We start from the raw sequence: 21,340 nt of genomic DNA, 5'->3' as shown, positions 1-21,340 counted from the left end.
GGCTGATCCAGAGTTTGCTCCGTTGCTGATGGCGCCTTCGCGAGCGGGCTCGCGAAGGCGCCAGATCCGACACGCCAGTCTCAATCCTCGCTCGTGTCCTTGATCAAATGCGCCGCCAGGGTCCGCAACGGCCCCAGTTGCCGACAGATCAGTGCCAGTTGCGTCTGCACCAGCCGCTGGCCTTCATCGATCTCATCGGGCATTTGCTCAAGCTCGTTGGCCAGCGCTTCTTCCTCATCACTCTGAATCGCAATGGCGGTTTTGCTGGCCAGCCCCTGAGCGATTTCGTCGATGCTGGCTGCCAGTTTCACGCCGGCACCCTGGATCAAATGCTCACGTACATCCGACGGCAGCAGGGTTTCCCGGTGCGCGCCCAGGCCTGACAAGTAACTGAGCAGCGTGTGCGAGAGCACCAGAAAACGGAACCCCACATCCGCTTCCTTACGGAAATGTCCCGGTTCCATCAGCATGTTGGCCAAGGTGGTCGACAGCGCCGCATCGGCGTTGTGCGCGTTGCGCCGGGCCAGGCGATAGGCCAGGTCGTCGCTCTTGCCGGCAGCGTATTGTTGCATGATCTGGCGCAGGTAAATGCTGTTGCAGGTCAGAGTGTTGGCCAGCACTTTGTTCAGGCGCCGACCCTGCCAGTCCGGCAGGAACAGGAATACCGCCAGACCCGCGATCAGGCTGCCAAGCAGGGTATCGAACAGCCGTGGCAGGAGCAGCCCGTAACCATCGCCCACCTGGTTGAAGCAGAACAGCACCAGCAGGGTGATCGCTGCCGTCGCCAGGGTGTAGCGGGTGGTGCGGTTGGTAAAGAACACCACCCCGGCGGCAATCGCGAAGCATGACTGAATCAGCGGGTTGGGGAACAAGTCGAACAGCGCCCAGGCCAGGGTCAGGCCGATGGCCGTGCCGATGATCCGTTGACCGAGCTTGCGCCGTGTGGCGCCGTAGTTCGGTTGGCAGACAAAGAGCGTTGTCAGGATGATCCAGTAGCCCTGGGACGGGTGGATCAAATGCACCATCGCGTAGCCGATGCTCAAGGCCAGGGGCAAGCGCAGGGCATGGCGGAACAGCAGCGACGTCGGCGTCAGCTGCGTGCGCAGGCGTACCCAGACGTCCTTGAGGTTGCGCGGCGAGCGGTCGAGCAGGCTGCTGTCGGTGGCGTCGGCGAGGGCATCGGGGTTGCTGGCGTCGCTGAGCAAGCGGTCGAGGGTGCCAAGATTCGCCGCCAGCGCTCGCAACGAACGCAGCAAACCGCGCCAGTTCGGGTTGCTCTGGATGCGCAGGTGTTCAAGGGAAGCGTGCAGATCGCTCAGGGCTTCGGCAAAGCTGGCGTCATAGACGAACGGCTGGCGCATCTGGATCGACTCGGCCAGCGCCCGGCAGGCTTTCCCTTGCTGACGCAACAGGCGCTGGCAGCGGAACAGTACGTCGCTGTGGAAAAACGCCTCGGCCAGGGCGTTGTAAGGGTAGTGCGAGGAACTGGCGCGCTCGTGGATGTCCTGGGCGAGGAAGTACAGCTTCAGGTAACGGCTGACTTTCGAGCCCGGGCGACCGTTGCCCACGCGGTGGAGAATGATCTCCTTGGCCGCGTTGAGTGCGGCGACCACGCGACCGTTCTGCTGGGCCAGCTCCAGCCTCCGCGCCTCCACGTCCATCTGCCGGATCGGCTCGAACAGCGACGACTTCAGCTTCAGGTAGAAACCCAGCTCACGGAACAACCGCGCCAGACTCTGCTGCACGGGCTGATTGGAAAATAGCGCCTGCCACAACACCGAGAGCAGGCCGTACCAGGCCGCACCGGCCACCAACAGCACCGGCTCATGCCAGACATCGGTCACCGCGCCGCCGCGCTGGTCCACGCCGATCATGGTGTAGACCGACAGAATCAGCGTCGCCGAGGCAATCGCGCCATAGCGTTCGCCCAAGGCGCCGAGCATGGTCAGGCAGAAGGCGGCGAGGGCGAAGGCGATGATGAAAAAGATGGGGTAGGGGAACAGCAGTTCGACCGACAGTGCGGCGACCAGGAAACACACCAGCGTCACGGCCAGCGCATTGAGGCGGCCCTGCCAACTGTCGTCGGTCTCGGCCAGGGCGCTGGCGATAATCCCCAGGAACAACGGGATCAGCAGTCCCATTTCATCCTGATACCAACACAGCGCCATGGTGCCGGTCAGGGCGATGAACACCCGCACGCTGTAGCTGAATTTATCCAGCGCCCAAAGGCGGCGTAGAGACTGACTGAACGAGGTCGATGACATGAAATGCGAAGGCCTTCCGAGGCGATGCCGCTAAATTGAGCCAGTAATGACGCCGACGCAATGGCGGCGATCACATCCGACAGCAAAATCTGTTCCTTTACCGAACACCCCACATTTAATTTGTGTGCAGCCTCAAGTCAGACGTATTGCGCAGCTGCGTAGCCCGAAGCCCACGCCCACTGGAAATTGAACCCGCCCAGATGCCCGGTCACGTCCAGCACTTCGCCGATGAAGTACAAGCCAGGGCTTTTCAGCGATTCCATGGTCTTGGATGACACCTCGTTGGTATTCACCCCGCCCAGGGTCACTTCGGCGGTGCGGTAGCCTTCGGTACCGGCCGGCACGACTTTCCAGCTCGCCAGTTTTTCGGCGATGTCCGCCAGTTCCGCGTGGGTGTATTGCTTCATCGGTTTGGAGACAAACCAGCTATCCGCCAGCAGGTTGGCCATCTTCTTGGTGAAGATTTCACCGAGCAGGGTTTTCAGTTCGCTGTTGGGGCGTTCGGCTTGCTGTTGTTGCAGCCAGGCAGGCACGTCATGGTCTGGCAGCAGGTTGATTTCGACTGTGTCGCCTGATTCCCAGAACGAGGAAATCTGCAAAATCGCCGGGCCGCTGAGGCCGCGGTGGGTGAACAGGATGTTCTCGCGAAAACTCTGGTCGTTGCAGCTGACCAGGCAATCCACCGATGTGCCGGACAGTTCGGTGCATAGCGCCTTGAGCTGATCGGTGATGGTGAACGGCACCAGGCCGGCGCGGGTCGGCAGCAGTTCGTGACCAAACTGCTTGGCTACCTGATAGCCGAAGCCGGTGGCGCCCAGGGTCGGAATCGACAGGCCACCGGTGGCGATCACCAGGGACTCGCAGGTAATTTGCCCCATCGTGGTATCCAGCAAATAGCCTTTCTCAAGCTTTTCGATGGTCTGGATCGAGGTGTCCAGGTGCAGGCTGACGCCGACCTGATTGCACTCATCGAGGAGCATTTCGAGGATGTCGCTGGATTTGTTATCGCAGAACAACTGGCCGAGCTTTTTCTCGTGGTACGGCACGCCGTGCTTGGCGACCATGCCGATGAAGTCCCACTGGGTGTAGCGGGCCAGGGCGGATTTACAGAAATGCGCGTTCTGCGAGAGGAAATTGCCCGGTTCGGTGTACATGTTGGTGAAATTGCAGCGACCACCGCCCGACATCAGGATTTTCTTGCCAGCCTTGTTGGCGTGGTCGAGCAGCAGCACCTTGCGCCCGCGCCCGGCGGCGGTCAGCGCACACATCAACCCTGCGGCGCCAGCGCCAATGATCACGACTTCGGTAGAGCGCAAAACGGTGTCCTCTCAGTGTTCACCACAAAACAAACTGTGGGAGCGAGCCTGCTCGCGAAAGCGGTGTGTCAGTCAACCATGGGCCAACTGACAGATTGCATTCGCGAGCAGGCTCGCTCCCACAGGGGATCTTCGTAGGTTGGAAGATCGCTTACAAAATACGCACGCGCAATGACCGGCCCTTGATCTTGCCGTCGTTCAGGCGCTGCAGGGCCTGCTTGGCGACGCCTCGTTCCACGGCCACGTAGGCCTGGAAATCGAAAATCGCGATCTTGCCGACCTGGGCACCCGGGATCCCGGCATCACCGGTCAGTGCGCCAAGGATGTCACCCGGACGAACCTTGTCCTTGCGGCCGGCAGCGATGCACAGGGTGCTCATCTGCGGCAGCAGCGGGCCGCCGCCCTTGGAGGTGAGGTTGTCCACCTGATCCCAAGTCAATGGCGTCTTCTGCAATTGTTCGATGGCTTGTGCACGCTGCGCCTCGGACGGCGCGACCAGGCTGATAGCGATGCCTTTCTCGCCGGCGCGACCGGTACGGCCGACGCGGTGGATGTGGATTTCCGAGTCGCGGGCCAATTCGACGTTGATCACCATATCCAGGGAATCAATGTCCAGGCCGCGCGCCGCGACGTCGGTGGCCACCAGTACCGACGTACTGCGGTTGGCGAACATCGCCAGCACCTGGTCGCGGTCACGCTGTTCCAGATCGCCGTGCAGGCCGACGGCGGAAATGCCTTTGGCGGTCAGGTGATCGACGGTTTCCTGGACCTGCTGCTTGGTGAAGCAGAAGGCCACGGTGGACGCTGGACGGAAGTGGCCGAGGACCTTGGTCACCGCGCTCATGCGCTCTTCCGGGGAGATCTCGTAGAAGCGCTGCTCGATCTGGGTGTCGTCGTGGAACGCCTCAGCCTTTACTTGCTGCGGGTTGCGCATGAATTTCGAGGCCAACTGCTTGATGCCCACCGGGTAAGTGGCCGAGAACAGCAGGGTCTGGCGACGTTCCGGGGCCTGCATGATGATTTCTTCGATGGAGTCGTAGAAACCCATGTCGAGCATGCGGTCGGCTTCGTCGAGGATCAGTGTGTTCAGGCCATGGAGCACCAGCGAACCCTTGCGCAAGTGCTGCTGGATGCGTCCCGGGGTGCCGACGATGATGTGCGCGCCATGTTCCAGCGAAGCGATCTGTGGGCCGAGGGAAACGCCGCCACACAGGGTCAGGACCTTGATGTTGTCTTCGGCACGGGCCAGGCGACGGATTTCCTTGGCGACCTGGTCGGCCAGCTCGCGGGTCGGGCACAGGATCAGCGCCTGGCAACCGAAATAGCGCGGGTTGATCGGGTTCAACAGGCCGATACCGAAGGCGGCGGTCTTGCCGCTGCCGGTCTTGGCCTGGGCGATCAAGTCCATCCCCTTGAGGATCACCGGCAAGCTTTGCGCCTGAATCGGCGTCATCTGGGCATAACCGAGGGAGTCGAGGTTAGCCAGCATGGCGGCGGACAGCGGCAAAGTATTAAAAGCGGTGGCGATGGTGGTCACGGGACTGGCCTGCAAAACAAAATGTCGCGCAGTGTACCAGCCCGATGGCCATTCGCCCTAAGGTTCGATGTGCTCTTCCGGACGTTTGACGCGCCGTCCGTCTTCCTTTGATAGCTGGGAAAAGATCGTCGCAGCGAGCATTGCCATGATGCCAACGGTCACAAACGTCAGCTGGAACGCGCCTAAAACCGTGTCCACGCCATCATTTCCGATCTCCGCCGTGAAGCCGCCAAGCAGCGCGCCCGCGCATGCAACCCCCAGGCTCAGCGACAACTGCGCCACCACCGACAGCAAACTGTTGCCGCTGCTGGCGCTGGCGTCGTCGAGGTCGATCAGGGTCACGGTATTCATCGCGGTGAACTGCAAGGAGTTGATCGCCCCGAGGATCGCCAGCAGGCACAGCAGCAGCCAGTACGGCGTCTGCTCGCTGACCAGGCCCATGCTCGCCAGCATGATGCCCAGCGCCAGGGTGTTGCCGGTCAGGACGATGCGGTAGCCCAGGCGCTCGATCAGCGGTCGTGCCACCCACTTGGCGATCATCGCCGCCGCGGCCAGCGGCAGCATGCTCATCCCGGCCTGTGACGGTGAATAACCCAGCGCCACTTGCAGCAGCAACGGCACCAGAAAGGGCAGGGCGCCGCTGCCGAGTCGGGCGAACAGGTTGCCGAGGATGCCGACGGCGAAGGTCCGGGTCTTGAACAGCGACGGTGCGAACAACGGGTTGTCGATATGCCCAGCGCGCAACCAGTAGGCCGCCAGGCAAGCCATGCCGCCGAACAGCAGCAACATCACCCGCAGGTGCGGTAAATGCAGTTCGCCCAGGCCTTCCATGGCGACGGTGATCAGGATCATCGCCGCCCCGAACAGCACAAAGCCAAGGCTATCGAAACGGGTGCGTTCAGAGCCGCGCAGGTCGGGGATGTATTTCCACACAGCGTAGCAACCGATTACCCCCACCGGCAGGTTGATCAGGAAGATCCAGTGCCAGGTCAGGTATTCGACCATCCAGCCGCCCATGGTCGGGCCAATCAACGGGCCAAGCAGGCCGGGGATGGTGATGAAACCCATGATGCGCACCAGCTCCGACCGCGGGTAGGCGCGCAGTACCACCAGCCGCCCGACCGGCAGCATCAACGCGCCGCCCAGCCCCTGGATCACCCGGGCGCCGATCAGCAGGGTCAGGCTGTTCGACATGGCGCAAAGCAGTGAGCCGAGGCTGAACAGCAGAATGGCGCCGAAGAAGATTTTCCGGGTGCCGAAACGGTCGGCGATCCAGCCTGAAGCAGGGATCAGCAACGCGACCGTGAGCATGTAGCCGATGATCACGCCCTGCATGCGCAGCGGGTCTTCCGCCAGGTCAGCGGCCATGGCCGGCAGGGCGGTGTTGAGGATGGTCCCGTCCAGGGACTGCATGAAGAAGGCAATGGCGACGACCCACGGCACCCAGCGGGCGGTGACAGGGTCGAGAGGCGGGCGGTTGGGCATGGGACCTCTTGTCAGTGTGAATCAGGGAGTCCGTGGTGGCTTCTTCGCGAACAGGCTTGCTCCCACAGGGTATTGACCGTCCATGTGGGAGCGAGCCTGCTCGCGAAGCTTTTAAAGGGTCAACGTGAGTCGGCTGACCAGCGCCCCCGGCAACAATGCCGAAGCCGTCGCCCGCTGGCTGTAGGTGCTGGCCGACAGCAGCAACTCGCGTTCAGCGGTCAGCGCCTGCAGCTGCGAACCCAGCAAACTGTAGGCACTGTCATCGAAGCGCATGGTGCTGACCGGTGCCTGGATCTCGCCGTTCTCGACCCAAAAGGTCGCGAACCGGGTCATGCCGGTCAGGCGGGCCGCCGGCTGATCCGAGAAGTTCAGGTACCACAGATTGCTGATATACAGGCCCGTTCCCAGCTGCTTGAGGATGTCTGCCTCTGCCAGGGTTCCGGCCTGCATGTTCAAGGCGCTCGGCGATTCCCCGCCGCTGGCGCCGTTGGCGGTCAGGCCATACTCGGCGGCGCTGCGTGAGCCGACCAGTTGCGCGCCGGCCCTGCCTTCGACAATCAACTTGAGATCACTGCGCGGATAGCCTTCGTCGGAGAACGCCGGGCTCAACGAACCACTGACTTTTTCATCCAGCGACACCAGCGGGCTGAAGCTTTGATCACCCCCATAGAGCTTCTGCAACGGGCTGCTCTTGCTGGCAATCGACTGCGCCGAGAAACCACCCCAGCACAGCATACCCATGATTTCTTCCAGCGCGGCCGGCGCCAGGTAAGCGCGGTATTGACCCGGCGCCAGGGTGCGCGTTGGTCGCCCCAGGTAGTCAAGCTGCTCGCGGGCCTGCTGGAAGCGCTTGGCGAAACCTTCGCTGCTCCAGTCGTGCCCCGCGTAGCTGGCCTTCACGGCCTGGCCGTTTTCATGGAACAGGCTGAAGTCGAAGTTGAAGCTGTTGGCCTGATGCCAGCCGAATGCCCCGGCGGAACTGGCGAAACCACGGCTGATGGGACCTGCCGCGTAGAAACCGACCAGGTCCAGGCCCTCGGCGGCGCGGGCGATTTGGGCGACGACTTGCTCGGTATCCGGCAGTGGATGCTCTTGAACATTCTTGCTCTGCCAACCGTTGTAGTTGAGCAGCAGATAGGGATCTTGCGGCAGCAGCGGCAGGGTTTCGCGCAATTGTTGCAGGCCTTCGGCCAGACGTTGTCGGTCCACCTGCGGATCGCCGGACAGGGTGATGTCGAGGTCGGCGTGACGGCCATCGTTGATCAGTTTCAGACTCAGGCTCGCCTGCTGAACCTGCCCGGCCTGACGCACCTTGGCGTGGTTGAAACGCACGAAGGCCGACGATTCGGCAGCGTAGCCGAGGGTGAACTGTTCAGGCTCCTGCAAGGCTTCGCGCAAGCCGTTGACCAAGGCCTTGAACGACTCGCTCTGAGCTTTTGACGTACTCATCAGGCGTCTCCCCCAAACACATCAACGTTGCTGAACACACAGGCTGGTGACGCATGGCCGACGCGGATCACCTGGTTCGGTTCGCCCTTGCCACAGTTCGGGGTGCCGAGGACCTTGACGGTGGCGGCATCGCCGACAGCGCTGAGGCTCTTCCAGAACTGCGCGGAAATCGCCCGGTAATTCGGGTTCTTCACCACGCCCTTGAGTTCGCCGTTCTCGATCAATTGGCCCCATTCGCAACCGAACTGGAACTTGTTGCGCGCATCGTCGATGGACCAGGAGCGGTTGGTGCTCATCAGGATGCCGTGTTCGATGTTGCCGATCAGTTGTTCCAGCGGTTGATCGCCCGGCTCGATGTTGAGGTTGGCCATGCGATCGATCGGCGGACGGTTCCAACCGCAGGCGCGGCTGTTGGCGACGCCGTCCAGGCCTGCGCGAAATTGCGACAGCGCTCCGCCCAATGGTCGCAACAACAGGCCTTCGCGGATCAGGAACTGTTTGCTGGCGGCGGTGCCGTCGTCGTCATGGCCGTAGCTGGCGAGCTGTTCGGGAATGTCCGGGTCGAAGGTCACGTTGAGCAGTTTCGAACCGTACTGCAGGCTGCCGAAGTCTTTGGCTTTGACAAAACTGGTGCCGGCGTAATTGCGCTCGTCGCCGAGGATGCGGTCCAGTTCCAGCGGGTGGCCGATCGATTCGTGGATCTGCAGCATCATCTGGTCGGGCATCAGCAGCAGGTCGCGCGGGCCTTGTGGGGTGTTCGGCGCCAACAGCAATTGCAGCGCCTGATCGGCGATTTTCGGGCCGGCACCGAACAGGCCGCAGCGACTGATCACATCAAAGCCGCCCTGTTGGCCGAAGTTCTCGCGGCCCAAGGTGCGGGTCTGGCTATCGCTGCCGTCGTAGGCAGTGACTTCCAGGCCGGGATAGACGAAGCGCTGAGCCTGGCGCAGTTCGGCGCCTGCGGTATTGAGGTAGATCTGCTCGACATGGGTGATGCCGATGCTCACCTGCCAGTTCACCAGGCGTTCGTCCTTGGGCACGGAGGCGGATTCGGCACCGAGCAGTTGATAGCAATCGCTCAGGGACGGGAACGGCTGGTCGAGGTTTGGCGAGAAGTAATCGGCGCGGTCGCTGGACACGGTTTGTTCGCGCAGGTCCAGCAAGGCGTGGGGCTTGAGTCGACGGGCCTGCTGTTCGGCGCGTTCGAGGGCGGCCTGCAAGCCCTGTTGCGACAGGTCATTGGTGGCGGCATAGGCTTCGACGCCGTTGACCCGTACGGTCAGCATCGCGCCTTCGTCACGGCGCAGGCTCGGCGGTTCCGCCACGTTCTTGCGCACCGACAGGTACTGGCCGGACTCGCGCACATAACGCAGGGAAAAGAATTCAGCGCCCGTGCGCAAGGCAGCGAAGCGCTGCTTGAGCTGGGGGTGGAAATCGAACATTCGGGAACCTCCTTGGTGTGGCGCATCGATGTTGCGAGGGGAGGGTGAATCGTTTGCGTGGCGCTAGAGTAGGCCTGCGGGGGGATGGGATCAAGGAGGGGGGCGGTGCAGGAAGGTTTGACTGGGTGAGTCAGGTCGAGGTGTGTTGTTTCATAAGGCCTCTTCGCGAGCAGGCTCGCTCCCACAAAAGACCTGAGTTGTTCACAGATCCAATGTGGGAGCGAGCCTGCTCGCGAATAGCCGTGATGCGGAGTAACAGAGTTACGCGGTCTGAGGCACTTCGCGCAACGGCTTGCCCTTCACCGGTGCATCACCGGCCACATAATAGGCGGCCTTGCTGCGCGGCAATGGCTGGCGGCCACGGATCTTGTCGGCGATTTTCTCGGCCATCATGATCGTCGGCGCATTCAGGTTGCCGGTGGTGATGATCGGCATGATCGAGGCATCGACCACGCGCAGGCCTTGCATGCCATGCACGCGACCTTCGCCATCAACCACGGCCATCTCGTCGGTGCCCATCTTGCATGAGCAGGACGGGTGGAATGCGGTTTCGGCGTGCTCGCGGATGAACTTGTCCAGTTGCTCATCGGTTTGCACTTCGATGCCCGGGCTGATTTCGCGGCCACGGAAGGCGTCCAGTGCAGGTTGCTGCATGATTTCACGGGTCAGGCGAATGCCGTCACGGAATTCCTGCCAATCCTGCTCGGTGGCCATGTAGTTGAACAGGATGCTCGGGTGCTGGCGCGGGTCCTTGGACTTGACCTGGATGCGACCACGGCTCGGCGAACGCATGGAGCCCATGTGCGCCTGGAAACCGTGTTCTTTCACACCGTTACTGCCGTTGTAGTTAATCGCCACCGGCAGGAAGTGGTACTGGATGTTCGGCCATTCGAATTCCGGACGGGTACGAATGAAACCGCCGGCTTCGAACTGGTTGCTGGCGCCGATGCCGGTGCCGTTGAACAACCACTCGGCACCGATGGCCGGCTGGTTGTGCAGGAGCAGCGACGGGTACAGCGAGACCGGTTGGGTGCAAGCGTATTGCAGGTACAACTCAAGGTGGTCCTGCAGGTTTTCACCCACGCCCGGCAAGTCGTGGACCACTGGAATGTCGAGCTTGTTCAGCAGCTCGGCAGGGCCGACGCCGGAGCGTTGCAGGATCTGCGGCGAAGCGATGGCGCCGGAGCACAGCAGGACTTCCTTGCGTGCTTTGACTTCAACGCGCTCTTCAGCCGCGCCGACCAGGTAACGCACGCCGACCGCACGCTTGCCTTCAAACAGGATTTTGTCAGTCAGGGCGTGGGTGACGATGGTCAGGGTCGAACGCTTCTTGGCCACGTCCAGGTAGCCGCGAGCAGTGGAAGCGCGACGGCCTTTGGGCGTCACGGTGCGGTCCATCGGACCGAAACCTTCTTGCTGGTAACCGTTGAGGTCTTCGGTGCGCGGGTAACCGGCCTGCACGCCGGCTTCCACCATGGCGTGGAACAACGGGTTGTTGCCGGCTTTAGGGGTGGTCACGCTGACCGGGCCGTCGCCACCGTGGTAATCGTTCGGGCCGATATCACGGGTTTCCGCTTTGCGGAAATACGGCAAGCAGTCCAGATAAGTCCAGTCTTCCAGGCCGGGCAGCTTGGCCCAACCGTCGTAGTCCATGGCGTTGCCACGGATGTAGCACATGCCGTTGATCAGCGAGGAGCCACCCAGGCCCTTGCCGCGACCGCATTCCATGCGGCGACCGTCCATGTGTGGCTCCGGATCGGTTTCGTAGGCCCAGTTGTAGCGACGGCCCTGCAGCGGGAACGCCAGCGCGGCAGGCATCTGCGTGCGGAAGTCCATGCGGTAGTCCGGGCCGCCCGCTTCGAGCAGCAGGACGGTGACGCCTTCGTCTTCAGTCAGACGGGTCGCCAGGGTGTTACCGGCCGAGCCGGCACCGATGATGATGTAGTCGAATTCTTGGGACATTGAATGCACCCTCTTTGAAGTTGGTTCAGGTCAGTCCTGATGAGTGCTTTGCACTCAATCGCCAGCAGGCTGGCTCCCACATTGGAGTGCGTACTCCTGTGGGAGCGAGCCTGCTCGCGAAGACGGCCTCGCAGGCAAAACGAATGTCGCCTTAGAACACCGAGGCGTAGTCGCCCAGCTCGACCTGTACCGATTTGATGCGGGTGAAGTTGTTCAGCGAGCTGATCCCGTTCTCACGGCCAACACCCGACTGCTTGTAGCCGCCGACCGGCATCTTGGCGTCGGATTCGCCCCAGGCGTTGATCCAGCAGATACCGGCTTCGAGCTGATGAATCACGCGGTGGGCGCGGTTCAGGTCCTTGGTGACGATACCGGCGGCCAGGCCGAAGTCGGTGTCGTTGGCGCGGCGGATCACTTCTTCTTCGGTTTCGTAAGTGAGGATCGCCATCACCGGGCCGAAGATTTCTTCACGCACGATGGTCATGTCGTCGGTGCAGTCGGTGAACACGGTCGGCGCAACGAACGCGCCCTTGGCGAATTCGCCGTCGGTCAGGCGCTCACCGCCGCACAGTAGGCGTGCACCTTCTTCTTTGCCCTTGGCGATGTAGCCCAGCACGCTTTCCATGTGGGCGAAGCTGACCAATGGACCGAAGTTGGTGTTTTCGTCTTGCGGGTTACCGATGCGGATGCGCGCTACGCGCTCAACGATCTTGGCTTCGAATGCGGCTTTCAGATGGGCCGGTACGAACACGCGGGTACCGTTGGTGCAAACCTGGCCGGAACTGTAGAAGTTGGCCATCATCGCGGTGTCGGCGGCGCGGTCGAGGTCGGCGTCGTCGCAGATGATCAGCGGGGATTTGCCGCCCAGTTCCATGGTCACGTCTTTGAGCGAAGAGCTCGAAGCGCTGGCCATGACTTTCTTGCCGGTGTCAGTGCCGCCGGTGAACGAGACTTTCTCGATGCGCGGGTGCTCGGTCAGCCAGGTGCCGACTTCGCGGCCGCTGCCGGTCAGGACGTTGAACACGCCTGCTGGAACGCCGGCTTCGGTGTAGATTTCGGCCAGTTTCAGGGTGGTCAGCGAAGTGACTTCGCTTGGCTTGAAGATCATTGCGTTGCCGGCCGCCAGGGCTGGTGCGGATTTCCACAAGGCGATCTGGATCGGGTAGTTCCACGCGCCGATACCGGCCACGACACCCAGCGGCTCACGACGGGTGTAGACGAAGGACGTGGTGCGCAGCGGAATCTGCTCGCCTTCGATGGCTGGCACCAGGCCTGCGTAATACTCCAGCACGTCGGCGCCGGTGACGATGTCGACGTAACGGGTTTCGGAGTAAGCCTTGCCGGTGTCCAGGGTTTCCAGGGCCGCCAGTTCGTCGTTGCGCTCGCGCAGGATGTCCACGGCGCGACGCAGGATGCGCGAACGCTCCATGGCGGTCATGGCGGCCCAGATCTTCTGGCCCTTTTCGGCGCTGACGACGGCGCGCTCGACGTCTTCCTTAGTCGCACGTTGTACTTTTGCGAGGACTTCACCGTTAGCCGGGTTGATGGCTTCGAACGTGGCGTCGCTGCCAGCGTCGGTGTATGCGCCATCGATGTAGAGTTTTTGCAGTTCGAAACGGGCCATAGTGTCCTCGCAAGTGCATTGGTTATTGGCTCGGTTCAGGGGTTGAGCGTTCTGTGTGCTCTAACTCACCTGCTTGGCCAGTTGTAGATCCATGTATTCGTAAGCGATCCGGTGCGCCTGCTCGGTGTCGAAAGCGTCTCCCGACAGCGCACCGCGCAGCCACAAACCGTCAATGAGGGCTGCCAGGCCACGGGCTGCACTGCGCGCATCGTCGAGCGGCAGAACGCGGCGGAACTGGCAGCACAGGTTGGAATACAGACGGTGATCGTTGATCCGCTGCAACCTGTGCAAAGACGGGTGATGCATGCTGGTGGCCCAGAAGGCCAACCAGGTTTTCATTGCCGGGCCATTGACCTGGCTGGCGTCGAAGTTGCCTTCGATAATCACCTGAAGGTGCGCCCGCGGGCTGTTGTCCTTCAGCGCCTGACGGCGCACGGTGACGTTCTCGCTCAGGACGCTCATCAGATACTGCGCCGTGGCAGCAATCAGGCCGTTCTTGTCCTGAAAATAGTGACTGATGATGCCATTCGAGACACCGGCCAAACGGGCGATCAGCGCAATGCTGGCGTCCCCCATTCCGACCTGGTCGACGGCCAGCAAAGTGGCTTCGATCAATTGCTGGCGGCGAATGGGTTGCATACCGACCTTGGGCATCTTGCACATCTCCTTGGGCCTTCCGGCAGACGCAAAACGTCTATCGGATTGAGGGCCAGTCTATTTTGTTTTGATTGAACGTTCAATCAACAAAGAATAAGATCTGCGACAAATCGTCGCTGCCTACAGGTTTTTCCTACGTGTAGTTGGCGGAAAAACGACATCCCAAATCGCTCGAAACCCCTGCGCACTGGCGCTCCCGGGCTTCGGGCTTTTTTCGGGCTGTCTTTATATCACCCACTGGTCGGCTGCCCACTAACCGATTGGTCGGGTTCCGTGTTGCCTTGCGTTCTTCACTCGCACTGCCTGGAGCATCTGTGCAATGAGTTCTGCCTCGCTTATAAAGACCCCACCGGAGAAGGTGACGGTCAACGGTTGGGTGTTCTACACCTCTACCGCGTTGATTCTGTTGTTGACCGCCATTCTGATCATCGCCCCGCAAGAGGCGGGCAGAATGCTCGGAACGGCTCAAGCCTGGTTGTCCCGCAGCTTCGGCTGGTACTACATGGTGGTGATTGCCGCCTACCTGATCTTTGTCGTCGGCCTGGCGTTTTCGTCCTACGGCAAACTGAAACTGGGCAGTAAGGACGACACCCCGGACTTCAGCTACGGCGCCTGGGCGGGGATGCTGTTCTCGTCGGGTATCGGCATCTCGTTGCTGTATTTCGGCGCGTCCGAGCCGCTGGATCACTACTTCAACCCGCCGGAAGGCACGGCCGGCAGCAACCTGGCGGCACGTCAGGCGGTTCAGCTGACGTTCCTGCACTGGGGCCTGCATGGCTGGGCGATCTACGCGCTGGTCGGCTTGGCCGTGGCTTACTTTGCCTATCGTCACAACCAACCACTGGCGTTGCGTTCGGCACTGTACCCGCTGGCGGGCGAGCGTTGGGTCAAGGGCGCGGCCGGTCACGCGGTGGACGGGTTCGGTATGTTCGTGACCCTACTGGGTCTGGTGACCAACCTGGGGATTGGTTCGCTGCAAGTGTCGTCGGGCCTTGAGAACCTGTTCGGCATGGAACACAGCAACACCAACCTGCTGATCGTGATCATCGTGATGAGCACCGTGGCGACCATTGCTGCCGTGTCGGGTGTGGAAAACGGCATTCGCCGCCTGTCCAACCTGAACATCGTGCTGTTCAGCGGCCTGCTGATTTTCGTGCTGCTGTTCGGCCCGACCCTGCACCTGCTCAACGGCTTCGTGCAGAACATCGGTGATTACCTGAACGGTGTGGTGCTGAAGACTTTCGACCTCTATGTGTACGAAGGCGACAGTGAGAAGTCCGACCGCTGGTTGGGCCTGTGGACTCTGTTCTACTGGGCCTGGTGGATTTCCTGGGCGCCATTCGTGGGCATGTTCATCGCGCGTATTTCCCGTGGTCGCACCGTGCGTGAGCTGGTGGCGGGTGTACTGCTGATTCCGTTGGGTTTCACTCTGGCGTGGCTGTCGATCTTCGGCAACTCGGCCCTGGACCTGGTGATGAACCACGGGGCGGTGGAACTCGGCAAGACGGCGCTGGAACAGCCGTCCATGGCGATCTATCAGTTGCTTGAGCACTACCCGGCGTCGAAAGTGGTGATCGGCGTCTCGATTTTCGTTGGTTTCGTGTTGTTCCTGACACCGGCGGATTCCGGCGCGGTGATGATGGCCAACCTGTCGTGCAAGGGCGGTAACGTCGACGAAGACGCCCCGCACTGGTTGCGGATTTTCTGGTCGGCAGTGATCACCCTGGTGACCATTGGTCTGCTGTTCGCCGGTAACTTCGAAGCCATGCAAACCATGGTGGTGCTGGCGGGTCTGCCGTTCTCGGTGGTGCTGGTGTTCTTTATGTTCGGCTTGCACAAGGCCATGCGCCAGGACGTGCAGATCGAACAGGAACAAGCGGAGCTGGCGGCACGCGGTCGCCGTGGTTTCACCGAACGTCTGACTCAACTGGACCTGCAACCGAGCCAGTCGGTGGTACAGCGCTTCATGGACAAGCATGTAACGCCGGCGCTGGAAGATGCCGCCGTGCAAATGCGCGCTCAAGGCCTGGATGTACAAACGTTGCTAGGCAAGTCCAAGCGTTGCATGGGCCTGCGGATCGAGATGGAAGAGGGCAACCCGTTTGTCTACGAAGTCAGCCTGGACGGTTACCTGGCCACGCCAACCGAATCGGCTCAATCCGATGAGGCGCGCCAGCGTTACTACCGCGCCGAGGTGTACCTGCACAACGGCAGCCAGGACTACGACTTGATGGGCTTCACCCAGGATCAGATCACCCGTGACGTGCTCGATCAGTTCGAAAGCCATCGGCAGCTCCTTGGCCGGGTGTATAGCTAAGTTGTAAGTGGCGCGGTGTTTCTGTCTGAAACACTGCGTCGGCCCCATCGCCAGCAGGCTGGCTCCCACATTCGAAAGCATTCCCTTGTGGGAGCCAGCCTGCTGGCGATGGGGGTTTCAACTTCAATACAGCATCGCCCGCTATCCCCATAAACAAAAACGCCGCGATCCTCTCGCGGCGTTTTTGTGTCTGTTGCCTTACCCCAGGTTCTTGCCGAGCAGTGCGTGGTATAGCTCGCTGTCGCCGAGAATCCCGACCACATGGTTGTTGTCGTGCAGTACAAGCTTGTTGCCGGTCTGGTAGCGGATCTGCAGCGCGTCGCGCATGCCGATGCTCGAATCCACCAGGGTAGGTCGACGACCCAGGCCTTCAACCGCTTGTCCCGGTACCCAGTTCTGCAGGTCCAGCACCGAGCCGTTCTGGCGTGCGCCCTTGATGGTGTTGCCTTCTGCCAGGTCGAGCCACGAATCGCCGCCCGGATCCAGGCAGACCGAACCGTTGATGCGCTTGCAGTTGTCCAGGGTGCGCATCAGGCTGCGGCCGCACAGGACGTTCAGCGGGTTGGTGTGGGCCACGAAGGTGCGCACGTAGTCGTCCGCCGGGTTGAGGACGATTTCTTCAGGCTTGCTGTACTGGATGATCCGGCCGTCTTTCATGATCGCGATACGGCTGCCGAGCTTCAGGGCTTCATCGAGGTCGTGGCTCACGAACACGATGGTTTTGCTCAGCTTGCGTTGCAGTTCCAGCAGTTCATCCTGCAGGCCCTGGCGGATCAGTGGGTCGAGGGCCGAGAACGGTTCGTCCATCAGCAGAATGTCGGCGTCCATCGCCAGCGCACGGGCCAGGCCTACACGCTGTTGCATGCCCCCGGACAGCTCATCGGGTTTCTTGTTGCGCCATTGGGTCAGCCCCACCAGTTCGAGCTTTTCATCGACCAGCTTTTTGCGTTCCTTCTCCGGCCGACCCTGCATTTCGAGGCCGAAACTGATGTTCTCGCGCACCGTCAGCCAAGGCATCAGGGCAAACTTCTGGAACACCATTGCAATGCGCTTGGTGCGCATCATTTTCAGTTCGGCGGCCGTGCAGGACGCAATGTTGATCTGCTTGCCTTCGTGCTCGACGAACAGCTTGCCGCGGCTGACGGTGTTGAGGCCGTTGATGCAACGCAGCAGGCTGGATTTGCCGGAGCCGGAAAGGCCCATCAGCACGCAGATTTCACCTTTTTCGATATCCAGGCTGGCCTTTTCGACGCCAACGATCTGCCCGGTTTTTTTCAGGATCTCGCTGCGGGTCAAGCCTTGATCGAGAAGTTTCAGTGCTTCGCGCGGATCTTTGGTGAAGATCACGTCGACGTCTTCGAAGCGAATTATGCTCATGCGTCACCCCCTACTTTGGCTTCGGGTTGTTTGCAGATACGGTCGAGCATGATCGCCAGCAGTACGATCGCCAGGCCCGCTTCGAAGCCCAGGGCGATATCAGCAGTGTTCAGTGCGTTGACCACCGGTTTGCCCAATCCATCGGCGCCCACCAGTGCCGCGATCACCACCATCGACAGCGACAGCATGATGCACTGGGTGATGCCGGCCGCGATGCTCGGCATGGCGTGGGGCAGTTCAATCCGTGTCAGCAGTTGACGACGCGAGCAGCCGAAGGCTTTGCCGGCGTCCATCAATTCTTGTGGGACATCGCGGATGCCCAGGTAGGTCAGGCGGATCGGTGCGGCAATGGCGAACACCACCGTGGAGATCAGGCCTGGCACCACACCCAGCCCGAAGAGGGTCAGGGTAGGAATGAGGTAAACGAAGGTCGGTACGGTCTGCATCAGATCGAGTACCGGACGCATTACAGTGTAGAACATCGGCTTGTGCGCGGCGACGATGCCCAGCGGCACACCGATGACCACGCAGACCAGGGTGGCGAACAGCACCTGGGCGAGGGTCTCCATGGTTTCCTGCCAGTACCCCAGGTTGAGGATCAGCAGAAAGGAGGCGACAACAAAGGCGGTCAACCCCCATTTGCGCTGGATCAAGTGGGCCAGGAGGGCGATAAGGCCGATCAAGACCAGCGGGTTGAACCAGGTCAGCGCGAAAGTCACGCCGTGGATCATCGTTTCCAGCGTCACGGCAATGGCGTCGAAGGTGTTGGCGCCGTGTTGCGTCAACCATTCGACAAAGCTCGCAATGTGCTGGCCTAAAGGGATTTTCTGATCAATCAGCATGGTAGTGAACGTCCGCATGCAAGGAAATAAACAGCCCGGACGGCCGGAGCCGTCCGGCATAAGCGATTACTGGTTAAGCTTGGCTTTCACGGCCTCCAGGCCTGGTTTACCGTCAATGGTGGTCACGCCAGCGAGCCAGGTATCGAGCACCTGTGGATTCTTTTTCAACCAGGCCTTGGCGGCCGCGTCAGGCTTCATCTTGTCGTCCAGGATGTTGCCCATCAGTTCGCTTTCCATGTCGACAGTGAACTCCAGGTTTTTCAGTAGCTGGCCAACGTTGCTGCATTCCTCGGCGTAACCCTTGCGGGTGTTGGTTGCCACGGTGGCGGCACCGAAATCCGGGCCAAAGAAATCGTCGCCGCCGGTCAGGTATTGAATCTTGAAGCGCTTGTTCATCGGATGCGGCGCCCAGCCGAGGAAGACCACGGCGGTGTCGCGTTTCTGTGCACGGTCGACCTGGGAAAGCATCCCCGCTTCGCTGGACTCGACGACCTTGAAGCCGGCGTCCTTGAGGCCGAAGGCGTTCTTGTCGATCATGCTCTGGATCAGGCGGTTGCCGTCGTTGCCCGGCTCGATGCCGTAGATCTTGCCGTCGAGTTCTTTCTTGAATTTGGCGATGTCGGCGAAGTCATGCAGCCCCTTGTCGTACAGCGCCTGCGGTACGGCGAGGGTGTACTTGGCGCCCTTGAGGTTGGTGCGCACGGTTTCCACGGTACCGGCATCGCGGTAGGCCTTGATGTCGTTTTCCATGGTCGGCATCCAGTTGCCGAGGAACACGTCCATATTCTTGCCGTCGGCCAGTGACTTGTAGGTTACTGGCACGGAAATCATGGTGGTCTTGGTCTTGTAGCCCAAAGCGTTGAGCACGACGCTGGTGGTGGCGGTCGTTGCGGTGATGTCGGTCCAGCCGACATCGGAGAAGTTTACGGTGCTGCATTGGGCCGGTTCGGCGGCTTGCGCCAGAACCGGCAGACTAAGCATGGCGGCCAACAACAACGACGGGGAACCTTTCATGGATGGACTCCTTGGTGTTTTTTTTGGCAGTGTTCCGACTGGACCACCGCACTTATAGAGTTGCGGTTGGATGGCGTTTTGGAGACAGCTCTACCACGGCGCCTTGCAATCGAGTCGATATGATCATGTACCAGTGAAAATCTGACGCCTACAGGGTGCGTCGTAACCAGTACAGGGATGGTCGCATCCAGTGTCAGTGACGTCGTTTACAGATTTTTTCAGCCCCATTTCTCCCTCTGCATCGCAAAAAAACGCCGAAAACATGGCGTAAAACGCCCACGGCGTTAGTGGACATGAGTGCGTCGGTTAGAGACGTCGAACGACATGACAAAAGCCTGATGATGCAGTCATCTCGGCGGATTGCAGCTTGAGCGTAGCAGCTCCGCCACCGGGCGTTTTTGCGCCTGGAGTTGGCTCATCCAGGAGTTCGGCAGTAATGGCTATCAGTGTTTTCGACCTGTTCAAAATCGGCATCGGCCCTTCCAGTTCGCACACCGTGGGCCCCATGCGGGCGGCGGCTTTGTTTGTACAAGGTTTGCGTGAGCGGGGTCTGCTGGAGCAGGTACGCAGAGTCGAAGTTCAGCTCTATGGTTCGTTGTCGGCCACCGGCATCGGCCACGGTAGCGACAACGCGGTGATCATGGGCCTGATGGGCGAGTGGCCGGATGCGATCGATCCGTCGCAAATCGGCATCCGCATCGCCACCCTGCGCGAAACCGACACGCTGTTGCTCGACGGTCGCTTGTCGGTGCCGTTCATATGGGATCGGGACATGCGCCTGATCGACGAAAACCTGCCGTTCCATCCCAATGCCATGACCTTGATTGTCGAAGGCAATGACGGCGAGTTGCATCGCGACACCTACTATTCGGTCGGCGGCGGTTTTGTCGTCGACGAGGCCCAGGCCTCCAGCGGGGTGGTCGACCTTGACCGCACCGTATTGCCCTATGATTTTTCCTCAGCCGCGGAGTTGTTGGAGCTGTGCAAGAAGCACAACTTGCGCGTAGCCGAACTCATGATGGCCAACGAGAAGGTCTGGCGCAGCGAAGAGGAAATCCGCAGCGGCCTGATGAAGCTCTGGCGCGCCATGCAGGATTGCGTCGATCACGGCCTCAGGCACGAAGGCATCCTGCCCGGTGGCCTGAATGTACGCCGGCGTGCGGCCAAACTGCATCGCAGCTTGCAGGAGTTGAATAAGCCCAACGTGATCGGCTCGACCCTCAGCGCCATGGAGTGGGTCAACCTGTTCGCCCTGGCGGTCAACGAAGAAAACGCCGCCGGCGGGCGCATGGTCACGGCGCCGACCAATGGCGCGGCGGGGATCATACCCGCGGTGTTGCACTACTTTATGAAGTTCAGCGAGGACGTGACCGACGCCAACGTCGTCGACTACTTCCTCGGTGCGGCGTCGGTGGGGATTCTGTGCAAAAAGAACGCTTCGATCTCCGGTGCCGAAGTCGGTTGCCAGGGCGAAGTCGGCTCGGCCTGCGCCATGGCGGCGGCGGGGCTGGCGGAAATCCTCGGCGCCACCCCGGAGCAACTGTGCAACGCGGCGGAAATCGGCCTGGAACATAACCTGGGGCTGACGTGCGATCCGGTGGGCGGTCTGGTGCAAGTGCCGTGTATCGAGCGCAACGCGATTGCCGCGGTGAAAGCGATCAATGCGGCGCAGATGGCATTGCGCGGCGATGGCCAGCACTTTATCTCGCTGGATCGGGTGATCCGCACCATGCGTGATACCGGTGCCGATATGCATGACAAATATAAGGAGACATCGCGGGGTGGGTTGGCGGTTAGCGCGGTGGAGTGCTGATACCGGGTTGGCCCATTCGCGAGCAGGCTCGCTCCCACAGGGGTATGCGGTCAAATGTGGGAGCGAGCCTGCTCGCGAAGACGTCAGACCAGTCAAAACTGCGCGTAAACTGAACACTCGATCCAAACCGCGCCACCTTTTGGCGCGTCGCTAACAGATAAATAGCCTTACCGGCGGTGAGGTATCATGGGTTCCCTGACCGCCCGTCACCCGTGCCTGCGGTGACACTCTTTCCGGGCTG

The 21,340-nt window shown here is 61.0% G+C and carries 14 protein-coding genes; 2 read left to right on the top strand and 12 right to left on the bottom strand.

Going from position 1 to position 21,340, the window contains the following annotated elements; genetic code table 11:
• Positions 1–80 precede the first annotated feature (80 nt).
• From yccS to betI, 9 genes are all read right to left on the bottom strand, one after another.
• A complete protein-coding gene (gene yccS / locus AC07ZE_RS27700) occupies positions 81–2,264 on the bottom strand; it encodes a YccS family putative transporter (protein WP_207267550.1) in 2,184 nt (727 codons plus the stop codon).
• 137 nt (positions 2,265–2,401) lie between these two features.
• A complete protein-coding gene (locus AC07ZE_RS27695) occupies positions 2,402–3,580 on the bottom strand; it encodes a BaiN/RdsA family NAD(P)/FAD-dependent oxidoreductase (RefSeq protein WP_207267549.1) in 1,179 nt (392 codons plus the stop codon).
• A 151-nt stretch (positions 3,581–3,731) separates the two neighbouring features.
• Positions 3,732–5,069, bottom strand: coding sequence for an ATP-dependent RNA helicase DbpA (gene dbpA / locus AC07ZE_RS27690; protein ID WP_256590301.1), 1,338 nt, complete (start codon positions 5,067–5,069; stop codon positions 3,732–3,734).
• Between the two features lie 105 nt (positions 5,070–5,174).
• Positions 5,175–6,602 carry a multidrug transporter subunit MdtD gene (gene mdtD / locus AC07ZE_RS27685; protein WP_207267548.1) on the bottom strand — a complete coding sequence of 476 codons (1,428 nt, stop codon included), beginning with the start codon at positions 6,600–6,602 and terminating at the stop codon, positions 5,175–5,177.
• A 111-nt stretch (positions 6,603–6,713) separates the two neighbouring features.
• Positions 6,714–8,051 (bottom strand): TldD/PmbA family protein, encoded by a 1,338-nt coding sequence (locus AC07ZE_RS27680; RefSeq protein ID WP_207267547.1) that lies wholly within the window; start codon positions 8,049–8,051, stop codon positions 6,714–6,716.
• On the bottom strand, positions 8,051–9,493 hold the full coding sequence (locus tag AC07ZE_RS27675) for a TldD/PmbA family protein (RefSeq protein ID WP_207267546.1): 1,443 nt from the start codon (positions 9,491–9,493) through the stop codon (positions 8,051–8,053). The genes AC07ZE_RS27680 and AC07ZE_RS27675 overlap by 1 nt, the downstream gene beginning before the upstream one ends.
• Positions 9,494–9,754: 261 nt before the next feature.
• Positions 9,755–11,455: a choline dehydrogenase gene (gene betA / locus AC07ZE_RS27670; protein ID WP_207267545.1), complete on the bottom strand. Its 1,701-nt coding sequence runs from the start codon at positions 11,453–11,455 to the stop codon at positions 9,755–9,757.
• Positions 11,456–11,606: 151 nt separating this feature from the next.
• Positions 11,607–13,079 carry a betaine-aldehyde dehydrogenase gene (betB, locus tag AC07ZE_RS27665; RefSeq protein WP_207267544.1) on the bottom strand — a complete coding sequence of 491 codons (1,473 nt, stop codon included), beginning with the start codon at positions 13,077–13,079 and terminating at the stop codon, positions 11,607–11,609.
• A gap of 60 nt (positions 13,080–13,139) precedes the next feature.
• Positions 13,140–13,733 carry a transcriptional regulator BetI gene (betI, locus tag AC07ZE_RS27660; RefSeq protein WP_207267543.1) on the bottom strand — a complete coding sequence of 198 codons (594 nt, stop codon included), beginning with the start codon at positions 13,731–13,733 and terminating at the stop codon, positions 13,140–13,142.
• A gap of 379 nt (positions 13,734–14,112) precedes the next feature.
• Between betI and AC07ZE_RS27655 the strand changes: the two genes are divergently transcribed.
• On the top strand, positions 14,113–16,053 hold the full coding sequence (locus AC07ZE_RS27655) for a BCCT family transporter (RefSeq protein WP_256660428.1): 1,941 nt from the start codon (positions 14,113–14,115) through the stop codon (positions 16,051–16,053).
• Positions 16,054–16,251: 198 nt separating this feature from the next.
• Here AC07ZE_RS27655 and choV read toward each other — a convergent pair whose 3' ends face one another.
• From choV to AC07ZE_RS27640, 3 genes are all read right to left on the bottom strand, one after another.
• Positions 16,252–17,430, bottom strand: coding sequence for a choline ABC transporter ATP-binding protein (gene choV / locus AC07ZE_RS27650; RefSeq protein WP_095195960.1), 1,179 nt, complete (start codon positions 17,428–17,430; stop codon positions 16,252–16,254).
• Positions 17,427–18,272 carry a choline ABC transporter permease subunit gene (gene choW, locus AC07ZE_RS27645; protein WP_095195959.1) on the bottom strand — a complete coding sequence of 282 codons (846 nt, stop codon included), beginning with the start codon at positions 18,270–18,272 and terminating at the stop codon, positions 17,427–17,429. The genes choV and choW overlap by 4 nt, the downstream gene beginning before the upstream one ends.
• Before the next feature lie 66 nt (positions 18,273–18,338).
• Positions 18,339–19,286: a choline ABC transporter substrate-binding protein gene (locus AC07ZE_RS27640; RefSeq protein ID WP_207267542.1), complete on the bottom strand. Its 948-nt coding sequence runs from the start codon at positions 19,284–19,286 to the stop codon at positions 18,339–18,341.
• Between the two features lie 436 nt (positions 19,287–19,722).
• Between AC07ZE_RS27640 and AC07ZE_RS27635 the strand changes: the two genes are divergently transcribed.
• On the top strand, positions 19,723–21,099 hold the full coding sequence (locus AC07ZE_RS27635; protein ID WP_207267541.1) for an L-serine ammonia-lyase: 1,377 nt from the start codon (positions 19,723–19,725) through the stop codon (positions 21,097–21,099).
• Positions 21,100–21,340: the final 241 nt, after the last annotated feature.

The sequence above is a fragment of the Pseudomonas sp. GW101-3H06 genome, from assembly GCF_059424605.1.
The sequence above is the reverse complement of the archived record's forward strand: the minus strand, read 5'-3'. Positions and strand labels throughout refer to the sequence as shown.

Bases quoted from the DNA above. Each gene is read 5' to 3' on its own strand.
- yccS (WP_207267550.1), bottom strand. From the start codon at position 2,264: ATGTCATCGACCTCGTTCAGTCAGTCTCTACGCCGCCTTTGGGCGCTG.
- dbpA (WP_256590301.1), bottom strand. From the start codon at position 5,069: ATGCTGGCTAACCTCGACTCCCTCGGTTATGCCCAGATGACGCCGATT.
- mdtD (WP_207267548.1), bottom strand. From the start codon at position 6,602: ATGCCCAACCGCCCGCCTCTCGACCCTGTCACCGCCCGCTGGGTGCCG.
- AC07ZE_RS27680 (WP_207267547.1), bottom strand. From the start codon at position 8,051: ATGAGTACGTCAAAAGCTCAGAGCGAGTCGTTCAAGGCCTTGGTCAAC.
- AC07ZE_RS27675 (WP_207267546.1), bottom strand. From the start codon at position 9,493: ATGTTCGATTTCCACCCCCAGCTCAAGCAGCGCTTCGCTGCCTTGCGC.
- betA (WP_207267545.1), bottom strand. From the start codon at position 11,455: ATGTCCCAAGAATTCGACTACATCATCATCGGTGCCGGCTCGGCCGGT.
- betB (WP_207267544.1), bottom strand. From the start codon at position 13,079: ATGGCCCGTTTCGAACTGCAAAAACTCTACATCGATGGCGCATACACC.
- betI (WP_207267543.1), bottom strand. From the start codon at position 13,733: ATGCCCAAGGTCGGTATGCAACCCATTCGCCGCCAGCAATTGATCGAA.
- choV (WP_095195960.1), bottom strand. From the start codon at position 17,430: ATGAGCATAATTCGCTTCGAAGACGTCGACGTGATCTTCACCAAAGAT.
- choW (WP_095195959.1), bottom strand. From the start codon at position 18,272: ATGCTGATTGATCAGAAAATCCCTTTAGGCCAGCACATTGCGAGCTTT.
- AC07ZE_RS27640 (WP_207267542.1), bottom strand. From the start codon at position 19,286: ATGAAAGGTTCCCCGTCGTTGTTGTTGGCCGCCATGCTTAGTCTGCCG.
- AC07ZE_RS27635 (WP_207267541.1), top strand. From the start codon at position 19,723: ATGGCTATCAGTGTTTTCGACCTGTTCAAAATCGGCATCGGCCCTTCC.